Consider the following 25,819-nt stretch of genomic DNA (forward strand, 5'->3'; position numbering starts at 1 on the left):
TTCCGGACACCCCGGGGCCCTACGCCCGCCCCAGCCGCCCTATCTCGGCAGCCCGGTCCGGATACCGCCGCACCAACTCCACGGCGTCCCCGTGCTCGTACCCCTCGAAGGTGAACCCCGGCGCCATCGTGCACCCGAACAACGTCCAGCCCGCACGTCCGCGATCGCCATCGCCATCGCCATCGGCATCGCCATCGCCATCGGCATCGCCATCGCCATCGGCATCGGCGTCGGCGTCGGAGTCGGCGTCGGAGTCGGCGTCGGCATCGGAGTCGGAGTCGGAGTCGCCATCGTCCTGGACCGACGCCCCCATCCAGGTCCCGGCGGGCACGACGTACTGCACATGCTGCCCGTTGAGCACGTCCGGCCCGAGGACGACGACCCGTGAGGAGCCGTCGGGGGCGAGGAGCAGCATCCGGAGCGGATCGCCGAGGTGGAAGTGCCAGATCTCGTCGCCGGGCAGCCGGTGCAGCGCGGAGCGGTCGCCGGGTTCGGTGGTGAGCAGGGCGACGATCGCGGTCCCCTCCGGCCGCCCGTCGCCCCGCTCGGGCCCCGCCCACGTCTGCCGGAAACGACCCCCTTCACGCGGTATGGGCTCCAACTCGTAGTGCGCTATGAGGTCTTCGGCAGTCACAGGGGCCACAGGAGATGCGGGAGTCAGGGGAGTCATCCGCCAGAGGCTACGCCCGACATCCGAACTACCGACCGAACACGGTCTCCCTCCTCAGGAACGCCAACCGGGCCCGCTTCTCGGGCAGATACACCTCCGGCAGGTCGATCTCCGGCAGTACGACGACCGGTCCGCGCTCGAACCCCTGCCGTGCGAACCGCGCGATCGCCCGCTCGTTCCGCTCGTCCGGATCGACGACGACCCGCGGCCGGTCCAGCCCGATCAGCACATACGAGGTGAAGGCCGCCAGCACCGCGGACGACCACCCCGGCCGCCCTCCGCCGTCCCCGGCGGGCGCCAGCAGCACATGGACGCCGATGTCGCCGGGCTCGACCTCGTAGCACTCGCCGACCCGGTCGGCCTCCGGCTCGTACGTCTGCAGCAGCCCGACGGGCTCGCCGTCGTGCACCGCGAGATAGGCGTGGTGGGTGTCGAAGGCCTCCAGGCCCTCGTACACCTCCCGCACCTGTTCTTCCGTGAGCCCGTTCATGCCCCAGAACTCGGCCCTCGGCTCGCTCACCCAGCCATGGACCACCTCGGCATCGGCCTTCGCGTCCAGGGGCAGGATCCGCACGGTCCCGAACCCGTCGACCACCTGCTCATGAACGGCCACGCGATCGCCGTACGACTCGACGGTCCCGTCGGTGTCAGTGGTCATGGCGCTTCTCCTCGCTGCTGTCACGGTTGCTCTCGCCGCCCCCGTCCCCGTCTCTGCTGTCCCCGTCCCTGTCCCCGCCCTCGCCCTCGTCCCTGGTGAGGCGGTCCCAGTCGGTGACGACCGGGACGAGGTCTCCCCTGAGCCACAGGGGAAGCTGATCGCGGTGGTGGGCCGAGCCGCCCGCGCCGGACGCGCCGAACGGCACCACCCAGAGGCTGTCCTCACGCCGGGCCAGGTCCCAGACGTAGCGGGCGGCGGGCCCGCGCGCGCTGAGGTCGGTGATGCCGGGGACGGCGGAGGTGCAGAGCACACAGTCGTGGTCACCGCCGAGCCCCGGCTCGCGCGGGGCGCTCCCGTCGTCCGCGGGGAGCGCGCGCCACGGCACGAGCCGGTGGCTGTCACCCCAGCGCCGCCCGGACTCCGCGCCGGCGACCTCCTCCAGCGCCTCCCGTACGAGCGTCGCGCGGTCGATGCCGTACAACTCCTCGGCCCTGAGCAGGTGTTCGAGCGCGAACCCGATCCGTACGGTGAGCGAGAGCCACGGCCGGAAGACCTCGGGGTACGTCGGCGGCACCGCCAGCCCCGCGAAGGCGGGCTCCACCGCGAGCCGCCGTACGACCGCCCCGCGCAGCGCCGCGTACGACGCCGCCTCGGCGCTGTCGGCCTCCATCCGCCGGTCCCAGCGCAGGAGCCGGTCGCGGAGCGCGGCGGCGGCCGGGGTGAGCGTCACGGGCTCGCCGGGGCCGCCCGGGGGCGTGCGGGTGACATCGGCGAGGGCGGTCAGGTGGTCCAACAGGGGCCCGGCGGAGGCCAGTTGGGTGTCCATGTGGAGGGTGGGCATGTCCGGGGCGGACCATACGTCCTTCTCGTCCAGCATCGCGCGGATGCGCTCTGCGCGGTGCGGCGGGGCGAACTCCACGCCCAACGGGGTCGCCGGACCACGCTGGTTGGCCATCACCGCGACACCGTCCTCGACCGTGCCGTACGGCGTCTCGTGCCACCCCTCCCACGCGTGCCCCGGCTCCCAGGCGGCGACCACCCGCGTCCGGTTGGCCAGGCTCCGCACCGGCACCCGGCCCGCCACCCGGTGCAGCACCCCGCCCCGCGTGTCCGCGGCCTGGACGACGTTCACCGGCTCGGCCCACCGGTCGAACGCCCGGTCCACATCGGCGACTTCCCGCGCCCGGAGGAGGGGGAGCAGCGCGCCGAAGCCGAGGTCCTCGGTGACGCGCGGCGGATAGCGGAGGCTGAGGGGGCCGACCGGTTCGGGGGCCGCAGGGTCCGGTTGGGAGCGAGGGTCCGGGCCGCCGATGACGACCGGGCCCCGCGCGGTCTCGATCACCTCCACCTCCACGGGCTCCCCGCCCGCGACCTCGACGACCTCCACATGCCGGTGCACGGCCCGCCACACACCATCCGGATCGAGCGCCTCGACGACGCTTCCGTCACCCCCGTCACCCCCGTCACCCCCGTCACCTCTGCCACCCTCGCTCTCCTCGCCGTGGCCGTCGCCGTGGCGGAGCCGCTCCCGGTAGAGGTCCTGGTAGTCGGCCATCGCGTTGGTGATGGCCCAGGCCACGTCTCCGGTGTGGCCGAAGTGGGCGATGCCGGGCACGCCCGGGACGGCGAGGCCGACGACGTCGAACTCGGGGCAGGAGAGGTGGATCTGCTGGTAGACGCCGGGTTCCTCGATGAACCGGTGCGGATCACCGGCGATGACGGCCTGCCCGGTGGTCGTCCGGGTCCCGTCGACGAGCCATCCGTTGCTGCCGGAGCCGGCGGGCCCGTCGGTGGCGAAGAGCCCGACCGCGTCGGCGCCGAGATGCCGTACGGCCTCCTCGCGCCAGAGCTTGGCGGGGAACCCGGCGAACAGGATGTGCGTGGCGAGCCAGACGCCGAGCGGATGCCAGGGCTCCCAGCGCCCGGGGGCGACCCCGGCGCGCTCGAACTCGGGCGCGCGCCGGCTCCCCTCACCCAGCCCGTCGTTCACGCCCTCGACGTACGCCCGGACCCAGTCGGCGGTCTCCGGGTCCGTTCTCTCCAGCCGGGCGAAGCATCTTCGGGCCGTGTCGGCGAGACGGGCCTGTCTCGCGAACCGGTCCCAGCCGAGGGAGTCGGCGCCGAGGAAGGCGGCCGAGGTGCCCTGGACGCGATGGCGTTCGACCTCCAGTTGCCAGGCACGGTCGACGGCCGTGACCCGGCCCTGGGCGTGGGCGAGCGCGCGGGCGTCGGCGGCACGGAGGTGCGGGATGCCCCAGGCGTCGCGATACGTCCCGTGTCCCCCGTGGCTCACACCGTCGGCCCGAGCCCGGCCCGGCACCCGCGCCCGCGCCCGCGCACCGTTGTCCCGCATCCCAGCATCCCGTCCCTAAATTAGGTTAGCCTCACCTAAACAATCCGTGATCGAAGCGTACGTGAAGGGTGCAGAAGCCATGGGGCAGGGGCACGGCTGGGAGGGAGCGGTCCTCAAACTGCTCCGCGGGAAGGACTTCGTCTTCACGGTGACCGGTGCGGAACAGGTCACCGAGCACTACCGCCGGATCCATCTCACCGACGGCGGCATGCTCGGGGTGACCGGGGTCCACCCGACGATGTGGGTACGGCTCTGGTTCGACGCCGCCGGCAAACCGCATCAGCGGGCGTACACCCTCGTCGACCCCGACCCGGCCGCGGGCGCGTTCAGCCTGGAGTTCGCCCTCCACGACGGCCACGCCAGCGACTGGGCCCGCGCCGCGCGGCCCGGCGACACCATCGAGGCCACGGTCCACGGCACCGCCTTCACCGACCCGGACCCGGCCCCCTCCCACATCCTCGCCATGGGCGACCCGGCCTACCTCCCCGCCATCAACTCCCTCCTCACCGCCCTCCCCTCGGCCCCGGCGACGATCTGGTTCGAGACATCGGCCGCACCGGAAGCCGAGGACGAGACCGAAGGCAAAACCACGGGCAAAACCACGCGCGGTACCGCGAGCGACACCGGCGGCGACACCGGCGGCGCGACCGGTGGCGCGACCGGTGGCGACACCGGTGGCGAGACCGGTGGTCTCCCGCTCCGCCTCGACCCGGCCCGTCACGACTTCCGCCCGGTGCCCCGGGAGAACGCCGGCGCGCGCCTGCTCAGCCAGGTGAAGACCGATGTCCCCGCCCTCCTCGCGGACACGCCCGACCCTTACGTCTGGATCGCCTGCGACACCGCGACGACCCGCTCCCTGACGGCGTACTTCCGCAAGGAACTGGGCCTGCCGAAGCAGCGCATGCACGCGCTGGGCTACTGGCGCCCATGACCACCCGCGCCGCCGCACGGCCCGCCCCCGGCGCATCGGCCGGGTCGGCCGGGGCCGGGCTGCGCAGAGCCGCCCGGCGCGCGATCATCGGGGCATGAACGTCACCCTTCACCTCGCCCAGGACCCCGAGGCGGACGAGCTTCTCGGGCGCAGTCCGCTCGCCGCGCTGGTCGGCATGCTGCTGGACCAGCAAGTGCCGATGGAGTGGGCGTTCAAGGGCCCCTGGACCCTCGCCCAGCGGCTCGGCGCGGACGACCTCGACGCCCACGAGATCGCGGCGAAGGACCCGGAGTCCTTCGCCGCGCTGCTCTCCGACAAGCCGGCGGTGCACCGTTACCCGGGCTCCATGGCGAAGCGGATCCAGCAGCTGTGCCAGTACCTCGTGGACCACTACGACGGTGACGCGAGCGCGGTCTGGCAGGACGCGGCGACCGGCGCGGAACTCCTCTCCCGCCTCGAAGCCCTCCCCGGCTTCGGCCACCAGAAGGCCCAGATCTTCCTGGCCCTCCTCGGCAAGCAGCTCGGCGTCCACCCCACCGGCTGGCGCGAGGCCGCCGGCTCCTACGGGGACGCCGACTCCTTCCGCTCCGTGGCCGACATCAAGGGCCCCGACTCCCTGGCCAAGGTCCGCGCCCACAAACAGGAGATGAAGGCAGCCGCCAAGGCGGCGAAGGCCTCCGGCAAGTAACCACCGCCCCGGCCTCTCCCTCTTCTCCCCGGCCCACGCCTACGCCTACGCCGAGCGAGCGGATCCCCACCCCACCCGGTGCACACCCCCACCCCACGGGAAACCATCCCCCGTGCACCCCGCCCCCCGCCCCGCCGTCGCCACGGAGTCCCTCCGTGCCCGAGCGCGGCGGACAGCCCGGCGCGGAGCCTGGCTGAGGGTGCTCACCCTGACCGTCGCCCTCCTCGCCCTGCTCGCCCCCCTCACCCACACCACCACGCACGGCGCCCACGCCCTCCCGCCCGCGCTCTCCGGCGAACCCCCGACCGCCGAGTACGACCTGCTGGAGACGGCCCCGCGCCCCCCGACCCGCCACACCCCGCGCCCGGCCGCGCCACCCCGCCCTACCGTCGCCGCGTCCCCCCACACCCCACCGGCGCCCTCGCACCGGCGCCACCGCCTCCGCGCCGCGCCCCGCCCGAGGCCGTCGCACCCGCCGTACGCCCTGCACGCCCTGCGCTCCGTGGTCCTGCGCTGCTGAGCGAGCCCCGGCTCCCTCCCCTCCCCAGCACCGCAGAACCACCATCCACAGCCCGCACGTGACAGGACAGGACGGACACCTCCATGCCCGCAGACCCCTATACGGTCCTGCGCGCACTCCTCCACGCGGAGGCCCTGCGCAGCACCCCCAAGCCGACCCCCGAACGGACGGCCCCCGAAGACCACCGCACCCCGCCGACCACGGACGAACACCCCCCGAGGCGCCCGGACCGCAACTGACCCCCCTCCCCCCACCACCGGAAGCCCGAAGCCCGAAGCCCGACGACGAACGCCCTGGAACGCCCTGGAGCCCACCGGCCCCAGGGCGTTCCCCTACCGCCCCCTCCTACCGCCTACCACCCCCGCCTCCCGCGCCCGCCCCTCCGGCGCCACCCCGTACTCCACCGGCCCCATCAACGACTCGGGCGCCCGAAGCCGCGTCGCGGCCACCGGTGTCGGCGCGCCCTTCTCGCTCAGCACCGACACCAGACCCAGCGCGCCACCCCCAGCGTCGGCGCCACCCTCCGGCCTGTCGGCGGCCACCACGGCCGGGGTGATCCTGCGGGCGGCGTACCCGGAGGCGATCTCCAACGCCTCCCGGGGCAGGGCCCCGGTCGCGGACGCGGAGGTCGACGCGGGCCGGGTGTCACTCATCGTCACTCACCTCGGTCGGGGCGGATTCCTCATGGCCGACTCCTCGCGGCGGACTCCGCGCGCCCCCGAAACGCCCCCACCGAGCACCCATGACCGCCACGGGACCCTCACAGAATTACCGATTTAACCCGTTTGGTGGCACCTTTTCCAGGGTCGCACTCCGTCGCCATGGCTGCGCCCGGAACGTCTTGGCCGGTAGGCTTTCCGTGTGATCTTCAAGCGCATCGGAAACGGCCGGCCGTACCCCGACCACGGCCGGGAAAGCACCCGGCAGTGGGCGGACGTCGCGCCGCGCCCGGTCCGCCTCGATCAGCTCGTGACGACCAAGGGGCAGCTGGACCTGGAGACCCTCCTCGCCGAGGACTCCACCTTCTACGGCGACCTCTTCGCGCACGTGGTGAAGTGGCAGGGCGATCTGTACCTGGAGGACGGCCTCCACCGCGCGGTCCGCGCGGCCCTCCAGCAGCGCCAGGTGCTGCACGCGCGCGTCCTCGAACTGGACTAGCCCTCGGGCGGCGGGCGCCGGGACAGCCGCCGCGGGCGGCCTTCACCCACACACCGGCGGTCGCCGGTTGGCCCTTTCGGGTTGGACCGCAGCGCGGTGAATGATCATCTAGTAGGCATCGCCGTCCAACGGCACTACGCTGCGCCCATGAGCATGCTGACTCCTCCTGGCATGGGCGGCCAGTACCGGATCACGGGGGACAAGTACCCGAGGCTGCGTCGGCCCAAGAGGCGTCGCAGGCTCGTCCTCACGATCGTCGCGTCCGTGACCGCGCTGGGCCTCGTCGGCTGGGGGACCCTGCAGCTCATCGACGTCTTCACCGGCGACGAGGACCAGGCCGCCGCGGCGGGCCCCAAGGCCGACTGCGCGACCCGGGTGACCTCGTCCCCGTCCCCGAAGGCGAGCGGATCAGCCGCGAAGGACTTGCCGGCACCCGGCAGGATCACCGTCAACGTCCTCAACGCCACGCCCCGCGCGGGCCTCGCCAAGGACACCGCCGACGAGCTGAAGCAGCGCGGCTTCCGCATCGGGAACGTGGGCAACGCGACCGAGGAGTACGACAAGAAGGTCAAGGGCACCGCGATGCTGCTCGGCGCGAAGGCCGCCGAGGACACGGCCCTGGCCGTCCTCAACACCCAGCTCACCGGCGCGCAGTCGAAGACCGACGGCCGGAAGAAGGCCACCGAGGTCGACCTCGTCATCGGTACCGGCTTCAAGGCCCTCAGCACGCGGAAGGACGCCGACAAGGCACTGGCCGCCCTGACCAGCCCCGAGCCGACGCCCACCGCGTCGAAGACCTGCTGAACCTCTGCCGAACCCCCTCGCGGGCTACTCGGCGGCGCCGTACAGCCGGTCGCCCGCGTCACCCAGGCCCGGCACGATGTAGCCGTGCTCGTTCAGGCGCTCGTCCACGGCGGCGGTCACGACCGTCACCGGGGCGCCCGCCAGCTCGCGCTCCATGACCTCGACGCCCTCGGGGGCGGCGAGGAGCACCACGGCGGTCACGTCGTCGGCGCCACGCGCGATCAGCTCACGGATCGCGGCGACGAGGGTGCCGCCGGTCGCGAGCATCGGGTCGAGGACGTACACCTGACGCCCGGAGAGGTCCTCGGGCATGCGCGTGGCGTACGTGGAGGCCTCCAGCGTCTCCTCGTTGCGGATCATGCCCAGGAAGCCCACCTCGGCGGTCGGCAGCAGCCGGACCATGCCGTCGAGCATGCCGAGGCCGGCCCGGAGGATCGGCACGACGAGGGGGCGCGGGTGGGAGAGCTTGACGCCCGTGGTCGTGGCGACCGGCGTCGTGATGTCGACCAGCTCCGTGCGCACGTCCCGCGTGGCCTCGTAGGCGAGCAGGGTGACCAGTTCGTCGGCGAGGCGGCGGAAGGTCGGGGAGTCCGTGCGCCGGTCGCGCAGCGTGGTGAGCTTGTGAGCGACCAGGGGGTGGTCGACGACATGGAGACGCATGTCCACAACAGTAACCGGGGCCACGGAGACGACCACCACGAGTGCCCCGCCCCACGCCCACCGGCCACCCGCCCCCGCCCGGCCACTCGCCCCGCCCCGCCCTCCCGATGGCATCAAACCCCCCGCCGGAGGGAAAGTGGGATGAACGGACGGACCGTCGACGGAACAAGACGGAACGAGACGGAACGAGACGGAACGACCCGACACCCGGCCGTGAGCCCGCGTCGAGCGGCGGCGCACCCGGGGCTGACAGCGGGGTCGCATGGGCGGGGCGCGGCAGGGAGCCGACGGCGGGGCGGGGCCCGCCGGTGACGGGGCGGCAGGGAGTCGAAGAGGTGGTGGGCGTGGGCGACGAGACGCAGGGAACCGGACGGGAGAACGAGGCCGCTCGACGGCGGCGGCGGGCGCAGTTCCTGCGGGAGTTGACGGAGGCGCGGGAGCTGCGCGACCGGGTCCAGCCGCGCCGCGCCAAGGCCGCACGCCTCCGCCACGCCATGCGCATGCGCACCTTCCGCTGGTGACCCGGGCGCACCGAACCCCGCCGCCCGATGCCTCCCCCTCCCCTCCCCTCTCTCCGCTCCGCTCCCCTCCCCTGCTCCTCAACCCGCCCTTCCCCGCACCCCCGATGGGGCCCGTGTGACGTGTTCGCGGGGTATGTGTGGAGCGTTCACGGGGTGGTCGTGCATATGCGGCCAGGAACTCCGCGTACGATCCGCTGGTGGCGGCAACAGGTGCGCAGGTGAACAGCGGACCCACCGGCGATCAAAAGAGCCGGACACAGGGAGCCGAAGACGTCCCCTGGGCGCTCTGTTTCTGCCACGATTCCGAGTGGGTGGGGCTCGGACCGCAAGCCTCCCCACCCACAGCCTCCGCCGGGGGGACCCCCAACCGGCACACCTATGACCAGTGGGAGAGTCACGGTGTACTTCGCCGCACTGCTCGCGCGCACCGAAGACGGGTGGGAAGCGAGCGACACAGAGCTCGACGATGTGGAAACCCTGTCGGATCTGGCCGACCTGGCCCGTGAAGCCTCGCCCGGCGACGACACGGTGCTGGTGCTCATCGAGCAGGAGGACGCCTGGTTCGGCGTCGTCCGCATCGATGGCGAGGACGACCCTCGTATCTACGTGTCGGACGCCGCCGCCGCTGCCCGCAGCAGCTACGGCGAGATCCTGCTCACCGACGAACTGCTCGGAAGGGAGCCCGGCGACGACGACCCCGACCTGGACGCCCTCGACCTCGACGGCACCGAGGACGGTGAGTCCGACTCCGACGACGATGACGACACGTCCGCCGAGGCCGTGCCGCACAGCCCGGTCGGCGACACCGAGATCCTCGACGACCTGGGGGTGGGTGAGAAGGAGCTGCGCGCCCTCGACGCCGACGACGCCCTCAGCTCGATCGCCGAGGCCCTCGGGGCGTCGGAGGTCCTGGAGACGGTCCGCTGAGTCCGTCCAGTCCGTCCAGTCCGTCCAGTCCGTCCAGTCCGTCCAGTCCGCTGAGTCCGTCCGGTCCGTTCGGTCCGTTCGGTCCGTCCAGGCCGTTCGGTCCGTCCAGGCCGTTCGGTCCGTCGGGTGGGTTGCGCCGGTGACCGGCGCGAGCGGCGCGGCCGACGAGGCGGCACCGGGCGGACCCGACCCCGGACCCGTACGCGATCCCGGTCCCGTCCCCGATCCCGTGCGCGCCCCCTGGCGGGGCGCGATGCAGCTCGCCCTGGCCGAGGCCGGGCGGGCCGCCGAGGGCGGGGACGTCCCGGTCGGTGCGGTCGTCCTGTCCCCGGACGGCACGACCGTACTGGCCACCGGGCACAACGAGCGCGAGGCGACCGGCGACCCGACCGCGCACGCGGAGGTGCTCGCCGTCCGCCGCGCCGCCGCCGTGCTCGGCGCCTGGCGACTGACCGGCTGCACCCTGGTCGTCACCCTCGAACCCTGCACGATGTGCGCGGGCGCACTCGTGCAGTCCCGGGTCGACCGGGTCGTCTACGGCGCGCGCGACGAGAAGGCCGGCGCCACCGGCTCCCTCTGGGACGTCGTACGCGACCGGCGCCTCAACCACCGTCCCGAGGTCGTCGGGGGCGTCCTCGCCGACGACTGCGCCCGGCTTCTCACCGAGTTCTTCCGCACCCGCTGAGGACCCGGCGATACCGATTTCAAAGCACGCCCCACCTTGTTGTAAGGTCTCTCTCGGTAGCGTGTCCGAGCGGCCGAAGGAGCTCGCCTCGAAAGCGAGTGTGGCGCAAGTCACCGAGGGTTCAAATCCCTCCGCTACCGCTGAAGAAGGGCCCCGTCGTCAGGCGGGGCCCTTCCTGCGTCTTCCGGTGCGTTCTCCGGGCTCCGCCGCCTCTCCTGCGAACGCATGATCGGGTTACACTCGCCGCCGACCAAGAGGACCCAACGGGCCCACGGGGCGCAAGAGGCGGGGGAGGCCGCGGTGGCGGTACAGGGGAAGAAGATCGCACTGTACGTGCTCGTGGTCTTCGTGGCCTACGTGATCATCACAGACCCGGAGAACGCCGCCGACTACGTCCAGATAGGGTTCGAGGGCATCTCCAACGCCGCCCAGGCCATCGGCGACTTCTTCACATGGCTCGCCGACGGGGCGCAGTAGCCCCCGCACCCAGCACCTCGTACGACCACTCCGGAGCGCCCATGATCCGCCACCTGGTCCTCTTCAAGCTCAACGAGGGTGTCGAGCGCGACGACCCGCGGGTCGTGAAGGGCGTGGACGCCTTCCGCGCGCTCGACGGGACGATCGGCGAGATCCGCTTCTGGGAACTGGGCTGGAACCTCAGCGACCGCCCCATCGCCCACGACTTCGCGATCAACTCCGCGTTCGACGACGCGGACGCGCTGCGTACGTACGTCGAGCACCCGGACCACCAGGCCGGCGTCGCGCTGTGGCGGGAGTTCGCCACCTGGGTCATCGCCGACTACGAGTTCTGAGCCACGGCCCTCGCTTTCCGCTCTTTCCGCCCCGCACTCCCGGAGTGCGGGGCGTTTTTTCTCAACACGGCTGTATGCGGTGCTTGATCACAGTGCACATGTCTTGTGATGCTATGACCGCTTTTGACGGTTGAGTTGATGGATGAAGAGGTGGCGTTGACCGTGTCGGCCAGTACTGCCCCTCCCCAGGAAGACGTCCCGGCTCCCGACCCCGCGTCGGCCCAGGTCACGGCCCAGGCCACCGCGCCCCCTCCGGAGAAACGTCGCGGCGCCGACACCCGGGCGCTCACCCAGGTGCTGTTCGGGGAGCTGAAGCATCTGGCGCCGGGCACGCCGGAGCACAACCGCGTGCGCGGGGCGCTCATCGAGGCGAACCTCCCGCTCGTGCGCTACGCCGCCGCCCGTTTCCGCTCCCGCAACGAGCCCATGGAGGACGTGGTCCAGGTCGGGACCATCGGGCTGATCAACGCCATCGACCGGTTCGACCCGGACCGGGGCGTGCAGTTCCCGACCTTCGCGATGCCGACCGTCATCGGCGAGATCAAGCGGTACTTCCGCGACAACGTGCGCACGGTCCACGTCCCGCGCCGGCTGCACGAGTTGTGGGTCCAGGTGAACAGCGCGACCGAGGACCTCACCACCGCCTTCGGACGCACCCCCTCCACCGCCGAGATCGCCGAGCGGCTGCGCATCACCGAGGAGGAGGTCCTGTCCTGCATCGAGGCCGGCCGCTCGTACCACGCGACATCCCTGGAGGCCGCCCAGGAGGGCGACGGGATGCCGGGGCTGCTCGACCGGCTCGGCTACGAGGACCCCGAGCTGGACGGCGTCGAACACCGCGACCTCGTACGGCATCTCCTCGTCCAACTCCCCGAGCGCGAACAGCGGATCCTGCTCCTGCGCTACTACAGCAACCTCACGCAGTCGCAGATCAGCGCGGAGCTGGGGGTCTCCCAGATGCATGTCTCGCGGCTGCTGGCGCGGAGCTTCGCGCGGCTGCGGTCGGCCAACCGGATCGAGGTGTAGCGCTCCGTCCGGCCGCCGGGCGCCTGTTCGTCTGCCGGGTTTCCACGGGTTCGCGAGTGCGGGTGCGTGGGGCTTCTCGCGCGGTTCCCCGCGCGACTTCAGGGGCGGAGCCCCCTCCTCAGATGGGTAACCGTCGGTAAGCGACGACCCCCGTCGCACCGCCGATGGACCATGGGGCATGCGGGGCGCACGATGGCAGGCGGGGCGCACAGAATCGGCCAGCGGTGCGCGTGCGCAGGCCATGGGCGTGACCGAATGCGCTGTCGAGATGTCACCGGGGAGAGCGAATCGCCCGTTGACGCTTTTTCAGGTCGAACAGATCTGAAATCCCATCAGAACACCTGTTTCCAGGGCCTATTCACCCTCTCCATGTCGACATGTCACTACATCGTGTTGCCGACGTGTGACATTCTCTCCCCAGCGCGTTTGCCGTGGCCTCGCCGCCGGTATTCAGGTGGAGGCTGCGTTCCTTACGACGGAGCGTCCGCCGCGACCGTCCGCGACCCAAAGGGGGTGGCATGTCCGCAGACCAGGGCAGCTCGAAGGTGCTCACACTCGCCAAGAGCGAGACCGCGCCCGACGCTATCCAGGCCCCTCAGGACCTTCAGGCGCTTGAGGACCTTCCCGGTCCCCAGGCTCCGCCGGCGTCTGACTTCCCGGCCTCGTCCGCCTCGGCGAACATCGACACCCGCACCCTGTCCCGCTCCCTGTTCCTGCGGCTGGCCGCACTCGACGAGAACAGCCCCGAGCGTGCCTATGTCCGGGACACCCTCATCGAGCTCAACCTCCCGCTGGTGCGTTACGCCGCCGCACGTTTCCGGTCGCGCAACGAGCCCATGGAGGACATCGTCCAGGTCGGAACGATCGGCCTGATCAAGGCGATCGACCGCTTCGACTGCGAACGGGGCGTGGAGTTCCCGACGTTCGCGATGCCGACGGTCGTGGGCGAGATCAAGCGGTTCTTCCGCGACACCTCGTGGTCGGTCCGGGTTCCGCGCCGGCTCCAGGAGCTGCGGCTGGCCCTCACCAAGGCCAGCGACGAGCTGTCCCAGAAGCTCGACCGCTCCCCGACGGTCACCGAACTCGCCGCCGTGCTGGGCGTGTCCGAGGAGGACGTCGTCGACGGCCTCGCCGTGGGCAACGCGTACACGGCGTCGTCGCTGGACTCCCCGGCGCCCGAGGACGACGGCGGCGAGGGTTCCCTCGCGGACCGCCTCGGCTACGAGGACACGGCGCTGGAGGGCGTGGAGTACCGGGAGTCGCTGAAGCCGCTGCTGGCCAAGCTGCCGCCTCGGGAGCGCCGGATCATCATGCTGCGGTTCTTCGCGAACATGACGCAGTCGCAGATCGGTGAGGAGGTCGGCATCTCCCAGATGCACGTCTCCCGGCTGCTCACCCGCACGCTGGCCCAGCTGCGTGAGGGGCTGATCTCCGACTGACCTGATCTCCGGCCGAGTCGGGCCACGCGTTGACACGTGACCGCCGGGTGCGCCTTCTTCGGGGGCGGCTCGGCGGTTGTGTGCGTGGGGGGTGCCTTATGGGGTGGGGGGTGCCTGTGCGTGGGCGGCTGCGGGTGCGTGGGGGGGGGTGCCTTATGGGGTGGGGGGTGCCTGTGCGTGGGCGGCTGCGGGTGCGTGGGGGGGGGTGCCTTATGGGGTGGGGGGTGCCTGTGCGTGGGCGGCTGCGGGTGCGTGGGGCTTCTCGCGCAGTTCCCCGCGCCCCTAAAGGATTCAGGCCCCTGCGGGCCTGAAAGACCACGGCCCCGCGGGCCTGAACCACGACCCCGCGGGCCTGGAAGACCACGGCCCCGCGGGCCTGGAAAGCGTGGGGCGCAGCCCCTGCTTTTCAGGGGCGCGGGGAACTGCGCGAGAAGCCCCACGCACCCGCAGCCGCCCCATCACCGAACCCGGCAGTCGAGTAGGCGCCCCCACCGGACGATCACCTACGACAGCGCGAGCCACACCACCGCGGCCACCACGGCCACCGCCGCGATCACACCGACGATCACACCCACCCGCGGCCCGGAGGACACGGCCGCGGGCGCGGCCTGGCGGCCCCCCGAAGGCGTCTCGTCGACGAAGGCGCGGAACATCTGCGTGCTGCCCGCGGGGTCGTAGTTGCCCTGGGGGTTCTGGTTGTCGGCCATGGCCCGAGACCTTAGCGAATGGGTGAGGACGCGCCCAAGCGGGGTTGTCCGCCCACGACCACCCGAACGTTCTCCTTTGCCAAGACTTGAGCTGCGGACACCCCCATTTCATTTGCCTGCAGCAACCATCCACTCCTATGGTTGCCCTAAGCAACAAACACCGGGAGGGGCTCCATGGCCGGGCAAGCGCACTACGAGGAGCTGGTCCGCCAGCTCAGCGCCATCGGAGCCGTGAAGCGGGAACTCACCAGGATGCTGCCGCACGAGTGCCCCGGCGGATCGGCCGGCGTCCTGACCCTGCTCGGCCGGCACGGCGAGATGCGGACGAGCAGGCTCGCCGAGCTGCTCGCGGTGGACATGTCGGTGACCAGCCGCCATGTCGCGCACGTCGCCGAGCGGGGCTGGATCGAACGCCTCCCCGACCCGGTGGACAAACGCTCACGCATCCTGCGCCTGACCCCCGAGGGCCGGGCCGTGATCGCCGAGCTGGACCGGCGCAGCAGCCGGCTGATGGCCGACCGGCTCAGCGACTGGTCCGACGACGAGGTCGGCGAGCTGGCCCGGCTGCTCGGCCGGCTGCGCGAGAGCTTCGACGCCACCGCCCCGCCCCGCACGCCCACGGAGCCGACGCGTAACGCCGCAGAGGCGACGCGTACCGACGTGGAGGCGCTGCGTACGCCCGGAGAACCGACCGGAACGCCCGCGTAGCGGTCACCACCACAACCCGTACACCCGCAAAGAGCACACAGGAGAAGGAAGCCCCATGGCAACGACCACACCAGCCGGTGTGCGGGCTCACGCCAAGCACGGAGGTGGACCCGCCAAGGGTGCCCCCCACAGCGGTGGCGACCACGCCCCGATGACACACCGCCAGATCATGGAAGCGCTGACCGGGCTGCTGCTCGGCATGTTCGTGGCGATCCTGTCGTCGACGATCGTGTCGAACGCTCTGCCGGACATCATCAAGGACCTGGGCGGCGGACAGAGCGCCTACACCTGGGTGGTGACGGCTTCGCTGCTCGCGATGACCGCGTCCACCCCGCTGTGGGGCAAGCTCGCCGACCTGTTCTCCAAGAAGCTGCTGATCCAGCTGGCCCTCGTGATCTTCGTGCTCGGGTCGGCCGCCGCCGGACTCTCCCAGAACGCCGGGATGCTCATCGGGTTCCGCGCGGTCCAGGGCATCGGCATGGGCGGGCTCTCCGCGCTGGCCCAGATCATCCTCGCGGCGATGATCTCCCCGCGTGAGCGCGGCCGGTACAACGGCTACCTCGGCGCGACCTTCGCGACCGCCATGGTCGGCGGCCCGCTGGTCGGCGGTGTCATCACCGACACCAGCTGGCTGGGCTGGCGCTGGTGCTTCTACGTCGGCGTGCCCTTCGCGGTCATCGCCCTGATCGTGCTCCAGCGGACCCTGCACCTGCCGGTCGTCAAGCGCAAGGTCAAGGTCGACTGGGCGGGCGCGTTCCTCATCACCGCCGCCGTCTGCCTGCTGCTGGTCTGGGTGACCTTCGCCGGTGACAAGTACGACTGGGTGTCGTGGCAGACGTACGCGATGGTCGGCGGCACGGTCGCGCTGCTCGCGGTGTTCCTGCTCGTGGAGTCGAAGGCGAGCGAGCCGATCATGCCGCTGCGGCTGTTCCGCAACCGGACGATCGCGCTGGCCTCGCTGGCCTCGCTCTTCGTCGGTGTCGCGATGTTCGCGGGCACGATCTTCTTCAGCCAGTACTTCCAGCTGGCCCGCGACAAGTCGCCGACCATGTCCGGTGTGCTGACGATCCCGATGATCGCCGGTCTGTTCGTCTCGTCGACCGTCTCCGGGCAGGTCATCACCCGTACCGGCCGCTGGAAGGCCTGGCTGCTGGCCGGTGGTGTGCTGGTGACCTCGGGTCTCGGCCTGCTGGGCACTCTGCGGTACGACACCCCGTACTGGCACGTGGCGATCTTCATGGCGCTGCTCGGGCTCGGCGTCGGCATGATGATGCAGAACCTGGTGCTGTGCACCCAGAACCAGGTCGCCCCGGGCGACCTCGGCGCCGCCAGCTCGGTCGTCACCTTCTTCCGCTCCCTCGGCGGCGCGATCGGCGTCTCCGCGCTGGGCGCGGTCCTGAGCCACCGGATCACGCACTACGCCGAGGAGGGCCTCGCCAAGCTCGGTGTCTCCGGCTCCTCCACCGGCCACGGCGAGATCCCCGACCTGGACGCGCTGCCCACGCCGATTCGCACGGTCATCGAGAGCGCGTACGGCCACGGCATCGGAGACGTCTTCCTCTACGCCGCCCCCTTCGCCGTCCTCGCGCTCGTCTTCTCCTTCTTCATCAAGGAGGTCCCGCTGCGGACCACCGGGGCGCTCGCCCAGGCGGCGGACGCGCCGGAGGTGGCGGAGGCGGCGCCTGCGCCCGCGACGGCCGTGGCCTCGCCGGCGGCGGTCTCCACGGAGGCCCTGGCTCCGGTCCCCGCCGCCGCGGCCACCGCCCCGGCATCGGCCGGTGGGAGCGGGATCTCCGTCCGGGGTCACGTCCGAGGCGTCGAGAACGCGCCCGTGCCCCGGGCCGCCGTCACCCTGATCTCGCTCGGCGGGCGGCAGCTCGGCCGTTCGGTCGCGGGCGTCGACGGGGCCTACGCGGTGGACGCGCCCGCCGCCGGGTCGTACGTCCTGATCGCCGCCGCCGACGGGTTCCAGCCGCAGGCGTCCACGGTGGTCGTGAACGGCGAGCCGGTCGCGTACGACGTCCTGCTGAGCGGGACGAGCGGGCTGAGCGGTGTGGTGCGGGCCGCCGGGGACGGGCGGGCCGTGCCGGACGCCATGGTCGTGGTGACCGATGTGCGCGGCGATGTGCTGGCCAGTGGGGTCACCGGTGAGCAGGGCGAGTTCGGCTTCGGCGAGCTGGTGCCGGGCGGGGTGACCGTCGCGGTGAACGCCGCCGGGTTCCGCCCGCGTGCGCTGCCCGTCGAGGTCGGCGGCACCGGGGTCACCCGGATCGAGATCGACCTCGCGGCCGGGGCCCGGCTCCAGGGAGTCGTACGGGCGCCCGGTGGGGCGCTGGCCGACGCCCGGGTGACCCTCGTCGACGCGGCGGGCAACGTGGTCGGCACGGCCACCACCGGTGCGGACGGGACGTACGCCTTCACCGATCTGGACGGCGGCGAGTACACGGTCATCGCGACCGGCTACCCGCCCGTGGCCACGGCCCTGACGGTCGCCGGACCCGGCGTCGACGGCCACGACATCGGACTCGCCCACCCCGGCGAGTAGTTCGAGCAGTTGTCGAGCAGTTGTCGAACCACCGGCCGGTGGAGCCACCCCCCGCTCCACCGGCCGGTCGCATGCTGAGGAGTTGACGGACATGGGACTGACCGCGAGGGTCCGGACCCGGGACGGATGGGCCGTGGCGCACGCGGTCGTCACGGTGACCGACATGACCGGTACGCAGGTGCTGCGGGCCGAGGCGGACGCCGAAGGGGGCGTGCACGACCCGACACCGCTCGCGCCCGGCGCGTACACGGTGATCGTCACGGCGGTCGGCTACGCGCCGTTCGCCGCGGGCGCGCTGGTGACAGCGAGCCGGCGGGCGGAGGTCGGCGCGGTCACGCTGGCGCGGATCGGCGGTACGGAACTGCCGCCGCCCGGCGTGTGGACCGTCGACCCCGCGCACTCCTCCGTCGCGGCCCTGGCCCGGCATCTCGGGATCTCCAGCGTCCACGGCCGGTTCACCGACTTCTCGGCGTCGATCGAGATCGCCCCGGCCCCGGACGAGGGGACCAAGTCCCGTGTGGAGGCGGTGATCCGGGCCGCCTCGATCGACACCGGGAACGCGACGCGCGACCGGCATCTGCGCTCGCCGGACTTCCTGGACGTCGAACGGCACCCCGAGATCACCTATGTCTCGACGGGCCTCACCCCCGTCGGCCCCGACCGCTGGACCGTCCACGGCGAGCTGGGCATGCGCGGGGTCGTACGGCCGGTCGACCTGGACCTCGCCTACCTGGGCACCGGCGCGGACCCCTGGGGCGGCACCCGTGCCGCGTTCCGCGCCACCACCGAACTCCACCGCGAGGACTTCGCGATGAACTACAACCAGGTGGTACAGGCGGGCATCGCGGCGATCGGCACGACGCTGAAGGTGGAGCTGGACGTGCAGGCGATACAGGGGATACAGGGGATGGAGGGGATGGAGGGGATACAGGGGATACAGGGGATGGAGGGGATGGAGGGGCGGGGCGCGTAGCGCTCCCGCCAGGGGCGCGGGGCTGTGTCGACATGCGGCTCCGCCGCGCGGGCGCGACCAGCCACGACGCGCCCGCACCCGCCCACGCGCAGAACCCCCCGAGCTACTAGGCGCCCCTGCCCCTACGCTGGGCGCCATGGCACGGAACATCGCGACCAACACCTCGGTCTCCCGCGAAGAACTGCTCGACTTCGTACGCCCCCGGCACCGGGCCCTCCTGCTCACCCGGAGGGCGGACGGCAGCCCTCAGGCCTCCCCGCTGACCTGCGGTGTCGACGACTCGGGCCGGATCGTGGTCTCCACGTACCCCGAGCGCGCCAAGACCCGTAACGCCAAGCGGGACGAGCGCGTCAGCGTCGTCGTCCTGAGCGACGACTGGGACGGCCCCTGGGTCCAGATCGACGGCACGGCGGAGGTCCTCGACTCGCCCGACTCGGTCGAGCCCCTGGTGGAGTACTTCCGGAACATCTCCGGTGAGCACCCGGACTGGGACGAGTACCGCGAGGCCATGGTCGAGCAGGGCAAGTCGATCATCCGGATCACGCCCGTGAAGTGGGGTCCGGTGGCCACCGGCGGGTTCCCGGCGCGGCTGGTGGACGGGGAGTAGGACAAGCGGGCGGAAGGGTCAGCCGCGCTCGGCCATGACCTCGATGCCGGCGACGAGGGTCTCCAGGGCGTAGGCGAAGTCCCGTTCGCGCATCTCCTCGACGGTGTCGCCGCCACGGGCCGCCATGAGGTCCGTGGAGTGCCGGATGACCTCGTGGGGTTCGGGGGCGTCGGACACCGCGCTCATCGCGTGCCGGAAGTACTCCTCCTGGGACATACCGGCGGCGGCGCAGCGCTGCACGAAGTGGCCCTCGATGGTGCCGAATCCGTACACGAACTGGGAGACCGCCGCGATGGCACCGGTCTGGCCGCGCGCGGGCAGACCGGTGCGGCGGATCACGCGCTGCACGGCGAGGGAGAAGTCCAGCGCGTGCGGGCCGATGTTGAGGAAGGTACCGGCGAGGGGTGACACCCAGGGGTGGCGGACCAGGACCGCGCGGTACTCCCGGGCCAGGGTGCGCAGTTGGTCCCGCCAGTCCTCGTCGGAGTCGGCCGGGGGCAGCCGCATCTCGTCGAACGCCTGGTCGAGGGCGAGTTCGAGCAGGTCGTCCTTGGTGTCCACGTACCAGTAGACCGACATCGCCGTCACCTTCAGCTCGGCCGCCAGCCTGCGCATGGAGAACTTGGCCAGCCCCTCCGCGTCCAGCAGCCGCACCGCCGTCCCGGTGATCCGCTCCCGGTCCAGCCCCGACGGCTGCCCGCCCCGCGCCTTCCCCGCCCCGCCTTCCAGCCAGACACTGGCCCGCGCGGACCCTTCGGCCCGACCGGCTCCCTTCACCATGACGCACCTTCCGAGACGACGTTCCTGCACCGGTGACGATGCTAGGCGGCGACGGCGATGGAAGGGCCGCGCGCAGCGGGCCCTTCCAGGGGCGCGGGGCTGTGTCGACATGCGGCTCCGCCGCGTGGGCGCGAACAACCACGACGCACCCGCGCCCGCCAACGAACCCGCGCCTCCGAGCTATGACGCGCCCACCAACTCCGCGCCACCCCGCTCCGCCCTGCGCAGCAGCCCCGCCGCCACCAACCCCCCGAGCAGCACAGCCCCCGCCCCCACCAACAGACTCGCCTCCAGCCCGGAGGAGAACGCGAACATCACCTCGGCCCGCTCCCCGGCCGTCTCCGCCGCCCCCAACGCCCCCGGCAGGGACACCGCCGCGAACCGGGAGTTGAGCACCGCCCCCAGCACGGCCACGCCCAACCCCGTGCCGAACTCCGCGAGCGTGCCGTTGATCCCGGCGCCCACCCCCGCCTTCGCCGGCGGGATCGAGCTCATGATCGCGTGCGCCATCGCGGGGTTGGCGATCGCGCAGCCCACCCCGATGAGCACCAGCCCGAGCAGTGTCCCGGCGTAACCGCCGGAGGCCATCGTCGCGATGGACACCAGCCCGCCGGACATCAGCACCATGCCCAGCGCGATCGACACCGGCATCCCCAGCTTCGCCGTCCACTTCGCCGACAGCCCGGAGAAGTTGAGCACGACCACGGTCAGCGCCAGCGGGGCGATCCGCAGACCCGCCTCCAACGCGTCGTAGCCGAGGACGAATTGAAGGTGCTGGGTGAGGAGGAACAGCGCGCCGCCCATGCCGAAGGTGATGAGGACGGCCCCGGCGACCGCGCCGGTGAAGCGCCGGTCGCGGAAGAAGTTCAGGTCGAGCATCGGATACGGGATGCGGCTCTCCCAGCGGGCGAAGGCCCCGAGGACGACCACGGCGACGGCGGCCGTGGCGAGCACCACGCCGGAGGTCCAGCCGTGCTCGGGGCCCGAGATGATCGCGTAGACCAGGGCCGTCATACCGACCGTCGACAGCAGCGCGCCCAGCAGGTCGGGCCGGTCCCCCCGCGGGTTCTTCGACTCGGGGACCAGGGCGATCACGGCGACTAGGCCCAGCGCCACGACCGGCAGGTTGATCAGGAAGATGGCGCCCCACCAGAAGTGGCCGAGCATGAAGCCGCCGAGGAGGGGGCCGGCCGCGAAGCCGAGCGCGTTGACCGCCGCCCAGATGCCGATCGCCTTCGACTGCTCCTCGGGCGCGAAGATCTGCATGGCGACGGCGAGGGTCGTGGTGAGCAGCAGCGCGCCGCCGACGCCCATCCCGGCCCGCGCGGCGATCAACTGCCCGGTCGACTCGGCGAGTCCGGCCACCAGCGAGCCGATGCCGAACAGCACCAGGCCCGCGAGCAGCATCTTCTTACGGCCGTACCGGTCGGCCGCGCTGCCCGCGGTGAGCAGCAGGCCCGACTGCACCAGCGAGTACGCGTTGATCATCCACTGGATGTCGGACGTGGCCGCCCCCAACTCCTCGGTGAGGGAGGGGATCGCCACGTTCAGCACGGTGTTGTCCAGCAACACGGTGAGCTGCGCGAGACAGATGACGCCCAGGATCAGCCAGCGCTGGGGGTGCCCCTGGGTGGAGGGGGCGGCGGGGGCGGCGGGGGTCGACATGCTGTACACCGTAGAACAGTTCTTATACGGCGTACAGCATCCGATGTCACTGGTGTCACCGGCGTACGAGAAGGGCGGTGGCCCGGGGTGCGGACGAACCCCGGGCCACCGCCCCGTTCATGTCGCGCTCGCGCGCTACTTCGCCTGTGTCAGGTCGTAGAACGTCGTGCCGTCGACCGTCACCGACTCGAAGTTCTCCTGGACCCAGGAGGTGATCTGCGAGGAGGTGCCGTCGCTGCTGCCGCCCATGCCGCCGCCGGAGCCGCTGGAGATGAAGTAGTGGATCTTGCCGTCCGCCACGTACTCCTTGAACTCCGCGAGGGTCGGGGACGGGTCGGTGCCGTTGAAGCCACCGATCGCCATGACCGGGTCGCCGGTGGAGAGCTGGTAGCTCGCCGCGTTCTGGGCGCCGATGGCGGCGGCGGCCCAGGTGTAGTCACTCGCGTTCTTCTCCAGCAGTTCCTTGGCCTCGTCGCTGACAGAGGTGCCGTTGATCAGGCCGCCCATGCCGCCACCCATGCGACCGCCGTCTCCGTTCTGGGTCTGGCCGTTGCCTTGGCCCTGCTGCTGGTTCTGGGTGGAACCGTTGCCGTTCTGCCGGCCCTGCTGGCCCTGCTGGCCGTTCTGGCCGCCGAAGCCGCCGGTCGGTGGCTGGCCCATCTGTCCGTTGCCCTGCTGGTTCTGACCGTTGCCCTGCTGGTTCTGGCCCGGCATACCGCCACCGCCGCCACCGGGGCCGCCGCCCATGCCGCCACCGCCACCGGGACCGCCGCCCATGCCGCCCTGGACGGACGGGCCGGCCGTGACGATCGAGCCGGTGTGGCCCTCGTTGAGGGTGGTCAGCGTGTACGCCGTCGGGCCCGCGAGTGCCGTGACGAAGCTCAGGCCGACGACCGCCAGGGCCAGTTGCCGCCCCAGCCTGGCCACGAAGACCAGCCCGAGCGCGGCGACCAGACCGCCGACGAGGACGACCCACTTGAGCCAGGGAAGGTAGTCGGAGGAGCGGTTGAGGAGGACATAGCCCCAGACCGCCGTGGCCGTCATCGCGGCGGCCATCGTGATCGACGCCCAGAACTTGGCGCGCTGGTCCCAGAGCAGGGCCGCGCCCATGCCGATCAGGGGTGCGATGTAGGGGGCGAGGGCCACGGTGTAGTACTCGTGGAAGATGCCCTGCATGAAGCTGAAGACCACCATGGTGATCAGCAGCGAGCCGCCCCAGAGGAGGAAGGCCGCGCGGGAGGTGTCCGTGCGCTTCAGCTTCCGGGTCGCCCAGATCGCGGCGCCGAACAGGATCAGCGCGGCCGGGATCAGCCAGGAGATCTGGCCGCCGATGGAGGAGCTGAACATCCGGTCCCAGCCGGTCTCGCCCCAGTTGCCGCCACCGCCGCCACCGCCACCACCGCCGACGCTGCCGGTCTCCTCGCCGTTGAGGCGGCCGAGACCGTTGTAGCCGAAGGTCAGTTCGAGGAAGGAGTTGTTCTGCGAGCCGCCGATGTACGGGCGGGAGGACGCGGGCCACAGCTCCACGATCGCGACCCACCAGCCACCGGCGACGACCATCGCCAGCCCCGCGAGCAGCACCTGGCTGACCTTCTTCTTCACCGGGGCCGGCGCGAAGACGACGTACACGAGTGCGAGGACCGGCAGGATCAGGAACGCCTGGAGCGTCTTGACCAGGAAGGCGAGGCCGATGGCGACGCCCGCCCAGACCAGCCACTTCGTCTGGGCCTTCTCCATGGCGCGCTGGGTGCAGTAGAGCGCGGCGGCCATCAGCAGCGCGAGGGCCGCGTCCGGGTTGTTGAAGCGGAACATCAGCGCGGCGACGGGCGTGAGCGCGAAGACCGCCATGGTGATGAAGCCGGCCGTGGCGTTGAAGCGACGGCGTACGGCCGCCCACAGCACCCCGGCGGTGGCGACGGCCATCAGGACCTGCGGGAACAGGATCGCGAAGGAGTTGAGGCCGAAGAGCCGCACCGAGAGCGCCATCGGCCAGAGCGAGGCCGGGGGCTTGTCGACGGTGATGGCGTTGGCGGAGTCCAGCGACCCGAAGAAGAGGGCCTTCCAGGACTGACTGCCCGCCTGCACGGCCGCCGAGTAGAAGGAGTTGGCGTAGCCGGAGGCCGTGAGGTTCCAGGTGTAGAGGCCGCCGATGAGGAGGAGGGTGAGGAGGAGACCGGGGCGGATCCAGCGGTTGTCCTCGGGCCTGCCTCTCCACAGCCGCTTGGCGAAGGGCTGCTCGGGCTCACCCGCGTCGGGGGCGGTCGGCTCGGCGGGCACCTCGGGAGCCACCGGTTCCTGGTGCGCCGTCGCCGGTGGCTCCCGGTCGGGCCCGGGACCCCCCGGCCGGTTCGTCGTCGTCTCGAACTGCGTGGTCATCGTGCGTTCCTCGAATCCTGATCGTGCGGGCGCACCGGCCGCATCCGCATGGTCGCGTCCCCCCAGGTGCGGTCCGCGGCCTCACCGGCGCGGAACGGGGTCGTGGTGGTCGTGCCGGTCGCGGTGTACGTGGGCTGGAACCGGTCCTGATGGCCGTACGGTCCCGGCTGCCCCGGGCGTACCGTCCCGGCGGTCGCGTGGACGGGCGGGGCGGGGTGGTGCGAACCGGGGTGGTAAGGGGCGGGGTGGTGCGAACCGGGGTGGTAAGGGGCGGGGTGGTGCGAACCGGGGTGGTAAGGGTCCGGGTGGTACGGGTCCGGGTGGTACGAGGCGACGACCGTCGAGCCCTCGGCGGGAAGGCCGTCGCGCCGCTCCGGGAACACCCACGCCCGGAAGAGCAGGAACCGCAGCACCGTCGCCGCGAGGTTGGCGGCGATGAGCACCGCCAGTTCCGTGGAGTGCGCGGGGTCGGAGGTGGCCGCGTTCAGGGCGGCCAGCGAGCCGCTGGTGAGGGCGAGGCCGATACCGAACACCACCAGGCCCTGCGCCTGGTGCTTGATGACACCGCCGCGGCCCCGGACGCCGAAGGTCAGGCGCCGGTTGGCGGCCGTGTTGGCGACCGCCGAGACCAGCAGGGCGAGCGCGTTGGCGATCTGCGACCCGGAGAAGGTCCGGAAGCCGCTGTAGAGCAGCAGATAGAAGAGGGTGGAGAGGCCGCCGACCACGCAGAAGCCGAGGAGCTGGCGGGCGAGGCCGCGCGGTACGTCCTGGATCTCGCGGTCGCGGGGGTCGTCCCCGAACGGCCGGGCGAGCCGGTCCAGCGCGAGCGATCCGGTGGCGAGGGCCTTGCCGACCCGCCACACACCCTTGAGGTCGTCCGTCGCCGTCTTCACGATGTGGACGGTCGAGTTCGGATCGTCGACCCAGTCGACGGGCACTTCGTGGATCCGCAGTCCGGCGCGCTCCGCCAGCACCAGCATCTCGGTGTCGAAGAACCACCCGGTGTCCTCGACGAGCGGCAGCAGCACCTGGGCGACATCCCGGCGTATCGCCTTGAACCCGCACTGCGCGTCCGAGAACCGGGCCTGCAGCGAGCCGCGCAGGATCAGGTTGTACGCGCGGCTGATGAACTCCCGCTTGGTGCCGCGCACCACCCGCGAGGAGCGGGCGAGCCGGGAGCCGATCGCGAGGTCCGAGTGACCGGAGATCAGCGGGGCGACGAGCGGGAGCAGCGCGTTGAGGTCGGTCGACAGGTCCACGTCCATGTAGGCGAGGACCGGCGCGTCGGACGCGGACCACACGGTCCGCAGGGCCCGCCCGCGCCCCTTCTGCTCCAGCCGGAAGGACCTGACCTCGGGGAGGTCGGCCTCCAGCCGCGCGGCCACCTGCGGGGTGGTGTCCGTGGACGCGTTGTCCGCGATCGTGATGCGGAACGCGTACGGGAACGTGCGCGCGAGGTGCTCGTGCAGTCTGAGCACGCACGGCTGGAGGTCCTTCTCCTCGTTGTAGACGGGGATCACTACGTCCAGGACAGGCGTACCGGCGTTTCCGGCCGGGAGGTGCTCCCGCGCCGGCAGGGTGCCGGGAGAAGAGTCGGTTCGCATGC

General features: G+C 71.8%; 26 protein-coding genes, 1 tRNA gene and 1 pseudogene. 18 read left to right on the plus strand and 10 right to left on the minus strand.

Annotation, left to right across the window (positions count from 1 at the left end; all coding sequences use genetic code 11):
- Positions 1–19: 19 nt before the first annotated feature.
- The 3 genes from F9278_RS22955 to F9278_RS22965 form a co-directional block, all read right to left on the minus strand.
- Positions 20–634, minus strand: coding sequence for a cupin domain-containing protein (locus tag F9278_RS22955; RefSeq protein ID WP_152170012.1), 615 nt, complete (start codon positions 632–634; stop codon positions 20–22).
- Positions 635–698: 64 nt separating this feature from the next.
- Complete coding sequence (locus F9278_RS22960; RefSeq protein ID WP_152170013.1) at positions 699–1,328, minus strand: GNAT family N-acetyltransferase; 630 nt, start codon at positions 1,326–1,328, stop codon at positions 699–701.
- The gene (locus F9278_RS22965; protein WP_152170014.1) at positions 1,318–3,681 is read right to left on the minus strand and encodes a penicillin acylase family protein; all 2,364 of its coding nucleotides are present in this window, start codon (positions 3,679–3,681) and stop codon (positions 1,318–1,320) included. The genes F9278_RS22960 and F9278_RS22965 overlap by 11 nt, the downstream gene beginning before the upstream one ends.
- A 79-nt stretch (positions 3,682–3,760) precedes the next feature.
- Between F9278_RS22965 and F9278_RS47290 the strand changes: the two genes are divergently transcribed.
- From F9278_RS47290 to F9278_RS46270, 4 genes are all read left to right on the plus strand, one after another.
- Positions 3,761–4,612: a siderophore-interacting protein gene (locus F9278_RS47290; protein WP_226966877.1), complete on the plus strand. Its 852-nt coding sequence runs from the start codon at positions 3,761–3,763 to the stop codon at positions 4,610–4,612.
- A 94-nt stretch (positions 4,613–4,706) separates the two neighbouring features.
- A complete protein-coding gene (locus tag F9278_RS22980; RefSeq protein ID WP_152170015.1) occupies positions 4,707–5,300 on the plus strand; it encodes an HhH-GPD-type base excision DNA repair protein in 594 nt (197 codons plus the stop codon).
- 112 nt (positions 5,301–5,412) lie between these two features.
- Positions 5,413–5,820 (plus strand): hypothetical protein, encoded by a 408-nt coding sequence (locus tag F9278_RS22985; protein ID WP_226966878.1) that lies wholly within the window; start codon positions 5,413–5,415, stop codon positions 5,818–5,820.
- A gap of 83 nt (positions 5,821–5,903) precedes the next feature.
- On the plus strand, positions 5,904–6,059 hold the full coding sequence (locus F9278_RS46270; RefSeq protein ID WP_193241594.1) for a hypothetical protein: 156 nt from the start codon (positions 5,904–5,906) through the stop codon (positions 6,057–6,059).
- Positions 6,060–6,212: 153 nt separating this feature from the next.
- On the opposite strand, the pseudogene F9278_RS22990 reads toward F9278_RS46270, so the two are convergent.
- A pseudogene (locus tag F9278_RS22990) lies at positions 6,213–6,305 on the minus strand (helicase HerA-like domain-containing protein); the annotation flags it as partial.
- 376 nt (positions 6,306–6,681) lie between these two features.
- On the opposite strand from F9278_RS22990, the gene F9278_RS22995 reads away from it, so the two are divergent.
- Positions 6,682–6,978, plus strand: coding sequence for a type II toxin-antitoxin system VapB family antitoxin (locus tag F9278_RS22995; RefSeq protein WP_003999914.1), 297 nt, complete (start codon positions 6,682–6,684; stop codon positions 6,976–6,978).
- A gap of 171 nt (positions 6,979–7,149) precedes the next feature.
- A complete protein-coding gene (locus F9278_RS23000; protein WP_152174062.1) occupies positions 7,150–7,782 on the plus strand; it encodes a LytR C-terminal domain-containing protein in 633 nt (210 codons plus the stop codon).
- A 24-nt stretch (positions 7,783–7,806) separates the two neighbouring features.
- Here the strand turns inward: F9278_RS23000 and upp are convergent, their stop codons facing one another.
- Positions 7,807–8,442 carry a uracil phosphoribosyltransferase gene (gene upp / locus F9278_RS23005; RefSeq protein WP_152170016.1) on the minus strand — a complete coding sequence of 212 codons (636 nt, stop codon included), beginning with the start codon at positions 8,440–8,442 and terminating at the stop codon, positions 7,807–7,809.
- A 335-nt stretch (positions 8,443–8,777) separates the two neighbouring features.
- On the opposite strand from upp, the gene F9278_RS23010 reads away from it, so the two are divergent.
- The 8 genes from F9278_RS23010 (at position 8,778) to F9278_RS23040 (ending at position 13,852) form a co-directional block, all read left to right on the plus strand.
- On the plus strand, positions 8,778–8,963 hold the full coding sequence (locus F9278_RS23010) for a hypothetical protein (RefSeq protein ID WP_152174063.1): 186 nt from the start codon (positions 8,778–8,780) through the stop codon (positions 8,961–8,963).
- A gap of 399 nt (positions 8,964–9,362) precedes the next feature.
- Positions 9,363–9,890 carry a tRNA adenosine deaminase-associated protein gene (locus tag F9278_RS23015; RefSeq protein ID WP_152174064.1) on the plus strand — a complete coding sequence of 176 codons (528 nt, stop codon included), beginning with the start codon at positions 9,363–9,365 and terminating at the stop codon, positions 9,888–9,890.
- Between the two features lie 253 nt (positions 9,891–10,143).
- Entirely contained in the window at positions 10,144–10,575 is a 432-nt protein-coding gene (gene tadA, locus F9278_RS23020; RefSeq protein WP_226967320.1) for a tRNA adenosine(34) deaminase TadA, read from the plus strand.
- A 55-nt stretch (positions 10,576–10,630) separates the two neighbouring features.
- Positions 10,631–10,715 (plus strand) — tRNA-Ser (locus tag F9278_RS23025).
- A 160-nt stretch (positions 10,716–10,875) separates the two neighbouring features.
- Positions 10,876–11,052, plus strand: a complete 177-nt coding sequence (locus F9278_RS46275) for a hypothetical protein (RefSeq protein WP_193241595.1) — start codon at positions 10,876–10,878, stop codon at positions 11,050–11,052.
- Between the two features lie 41 nt (positions 11,053–11,093).
- Positions 11,094–11,387, plus strand: coding sequence for a Dabb family protein (locus tag F9278_RS23030; protein WP_152170017.1), 294 nt, complete (start codon positions 11,094–11,096; stop codon positions 11,385–11,387).
- A 138-nt stretch (positions 11,388–11,525) separates the two neighbouring features.
- Entirely contained in the window at positions 11,526–12,413 is an 888-nt protein-coding gene (locus tag F9278_RS23035) for an RNA polymerase sigma factor SigF (RefSeq protein WP_152170018.1), read from the plus strand.
- Between the two features lie 518 nt (positions 12,414–12,931).
- Positions 12,932–13,852: an RNA polymerase sigma factor SigF gene (locus F9278_RS23040; RefSeq protein ID WP_152170019.1), complete on the plus strand. Its 921-nt coding sequence runs from the start codon at positions 12,932–12,934 to the stop codon at positions 13,850–13,852.
- A gap of 503 nt (positions 13,853–14,355) precedes the next feature.
- Here the strand turns inward: F9278_RS23040 and F9278_RS23045 are convergent.
- Positions 14,356–14,559: a hypothetical protein gene (locus F9278_RS23045; protein ID WP_152170020.1), complete on the minus strand. Its 204-nt coding sequence runs from the start codon at positions 14,557–14,559 to the stop codon at positions 14,356–14,358.
- Positions 14,560–14,733: 174 nt separating this feature from the next.
- Between F9278_RS23045 and F9278_RS23050 the strand changes: the two genes are divergently transcribed.
- The 4 genes from F9278_RS23050 to F9278_RS23065 all read left to right on the plus strand — a co-directional run bounded on the left by F9278_RS23050 (position 14,734) and on the right by F9278_RS23065 (position 19,392).
- On the plus strand, positions 14,734–15,267 hold the full coding sequence (locus F9278_RS23050; protein ID WP_226966880.1) for a MarR family winged helix-turn-helix transcriptional regulator: 534 nt from the start codon (positions 14,734–14,736) through the stop codon (positions 15,265–15,267).
- 55 nt (positions 15,268–15,322) lie between these two features.
- Positions 15,323–17,812, plus strand: a complete 2,490-nt coding sequence (locus tag F9278_RS23055; protein WP_152170021.1) for an MFS transporter — start codon at positions 15,323–15,325, stop codon at positions 17,810–17,812.
- Positions 17,813–17,903: 91 nt separating this feature from the next.
- The gene (locus tag F9278_RS23060; protein ID WP_226966882.1) at positions 17,904–18,785 is read left to right on the plus strand and encodes a YceI family protein; all 882 of its coding nucleotides are present in this window, start codon (positions 17,904–17,906) and stop codon (positions 18,783–18,785) included.
- Positions 18,786–18,921: 136 nt separating this feature from the next.
- Complete coding sequence (locus tag F9278_RS23065; protein ID WP_152170022.1) at positions 18,922–19,392, plus strand: PPOX class F420-dependent oxidoreductase; 471 nt, start codon at positions 18,922–18,924, stop codon at positions 19,390–19,392.
- 18 nt (positions 19,393–19,410) lie between these two features.
- On the opposite strand, the gene F9278_RS23070 is transcribed toward F9278_RS23065, so the two are convergent.
- The 4 genes from F9278_RS23070 to F9278_RS23085 all read right to left on the minus strand — a co-directional run bounded on the left by F9278_RS23070 (position 19,411) and on the right by F9278_RS23085 (position 25,817).
- A complete protein-coding gene (locus F9278_RS23070) occupies positions 19,411–20,172 on the minus strand; it encodes a TetR/AcrR family transcriptional regulator (protein WP_152170023.1) in 762 nt (253 codons plus the stop codon).
- A 180-nt stretch (positions 20,173–20,352) separates the two neighbouring features.
- Positions 20,353–21,837, minus strand: coding sequence for an MFS transporter (locus F9278_RS23075; protein WP_152170024.1), 1,485 nt, complete (start codon positions 21,835–21,837; stop codon positions 20,353–20,355).
- Between the two features lie 135 nt (positions 21,838–21,972).
- Positions 21,973–24,213 (minus strand): ArnT family glycosyltransferase, encoded by a 2,241-nt coding sequence (locus F9278_RS23080; RefSeq protein ID WP_152170025.1) that lies wholly within the window; start codon positions 24,211–24,213, stop codon positions 21,973–21,975.
- Complete coding sequence (locus F9278_RS23085) at positions 24,210–25,817, minus strand: bifunctional glycosyltransferase family 2/GtrA family protein (RefSeq protein WP_152170026.1); 1,608 nt, start codon at positions 25,815–25,817, stop codon at positions 24,210–24,212. The genes F9278_RS23080 and F9278_RS23085 overlap by 4 nt, the downstream gene beginning before the upstream one ends.
- Between the last annotated feature and the right edge of the window lie 2 nt (positions 25,818–25,819).

Source organism: Streptomyces phaeolivaceus (assembly GCF_009184865.1).
In the GTDB taxonomy this organism is placed as follows: Bacteria; Actinomycetota; Actinomycetes; order Streptomycetales; family Streptomycetaceae; genus Streptomyces; species Streptomyces phaeolivaceus.

Bases quoted from the DNA above. Each gene is read 5' to 3' on its own strand.
- F9278_RS22960 (WP_152170013.1), bottom strand. From the start codon at position 1,328: ATGACCACTGACACCGACGGGACCGTCGAGTCGTACGGCGATCGCGTG.
- F9278_RS22965 (WP_152170014.1), bottom strand. From the start codon at position 3,681: ATGCGGGACAACGGTGCGCGGGCGCGGGCGCGGGTGCCGGGCCGGGCT.
- F9278_RS47290 (WP_226966877.1), top strand. From the start codon at position 3,761: ATGGGGCAGGGGCACGGCTGGGAGGGAGCGGTCCTCAAACTGCTCCGC.
- F9278_RS22980 (WP_152170015.1), top strand. From the start codon at position 4,707: ATGAACGTCACCCTTCACCTCGCCCAGGACCCCGAGGCGGACGAGCTT.
- F9278_RS46270 (WP_193241594.1), top strand. From the start codon at position 5,904: ATGCCCGCAGACCCCTATACGGTCCTGCGCGCACTCCTCCACGCGGAG.
- F9278_RS23000 (WP_152174062.1), top strand. From the start codon at position 7,150: ATGGGCGGCCAGTACCGGATCACGGGGGACAAGTACCCGAGGCTGCGT.
- upp (WP_152170016.1), bottom strand. From the start codon at position 8,442: ATGCGTCTCCATGTCGTCGACCACCCCCTGGTCGCTCACAAGCTCACC.
- tadA (WP_226967320.1), top strand. From the start codon at position 10,144: ATGCAGCTCGCCCTGGCCGAGGCCGGGCGGGCCGCCGAGGGCGGGGAC.
- F9278_RS23030 (WP_152170017.1), top strand. From the start codon at position 11,094: ATGATCCGCCACCTGGTCCTCTTCAAGCTCAACGAGGGTGTCGAGCGC.
- F9278_RS23035 (WP_152170018.1), top strand. From the start codon at position 11,526: ATGGATGAAGAGGTGGCGTTGACCGTGTCGGCCAGTACTGCCCCTCCC.
- F9278_RS23040 (WP_152170019.1), top strand. From the start codon at position 12,932: ATGTCCGCAGACCAGGGCAGCTCGAAGGTGCTCACACTCGCCAAGAGC.
- F9278_RS23045 (WP_152170020.1), bottom strand. From the start codon at position 14,559: ATGGCCGACAACCAGAACCCCCAGGGCAACTACGACCCCGCGGGCAGC.
- F9278_RS23050 (WP_226966880.1), top strand. From the start codon at position 14,734: ATGGCCGGGCAAGCGCACTACGAGGAGCTGGTCCGCCAGCTCAGCGCC.
- F9278_RS23055 (WP_152170021.1), top strand. From the start codon at position 15,323: ATGGCAACGACCACACCAGCCGGTGTGCGGGCTCACGCCAAGCACGGA.
- F9278_RS23060 (WP_226966882.1), top strand. From the start codon at position 17,904: ATGGGACTGACCGCGAGGGTCCGGACCCGGGACGGATGGGCCGTGGCG.
- F9278_RS23065 (WP_152170022.1), top strand. From the start codon at position 18,922: ATGGCACGGAACATCGCGACCAACACCTCGGTCTCCCGCGAAGAACTG.
- F9278_RS23070 (WP_152170023.1), bottom strand. From the start codon at position 20,172: ATGGTGAAGGGAGCCGGTCGGGCCGAAGGGTCCGCGCGGGCCAGTGTC.
- F9278_RS23075 (WP_152170024.1), bottom strand. From the start codon at position 21,837: ATGTCGACCCCCGCCGCCCCCGCCGCCCCCTCCACCCAGGGGCACCCC.
- F9278_RS23080 (WP_152170025.1), bottom strand. From the start codon at position 24,213: ATGACCACGCAGTTCGAGACGACGACGAACCGGCCGGGGGGTCCCGGG.
- F9278_RS23085 (WP_152170026.1), bottom strand. From the start codon at position 25,817: ATGCGAACCGACTCTTCTCCCGGCACCCTGCCGGCGCGGGAGCACCTC.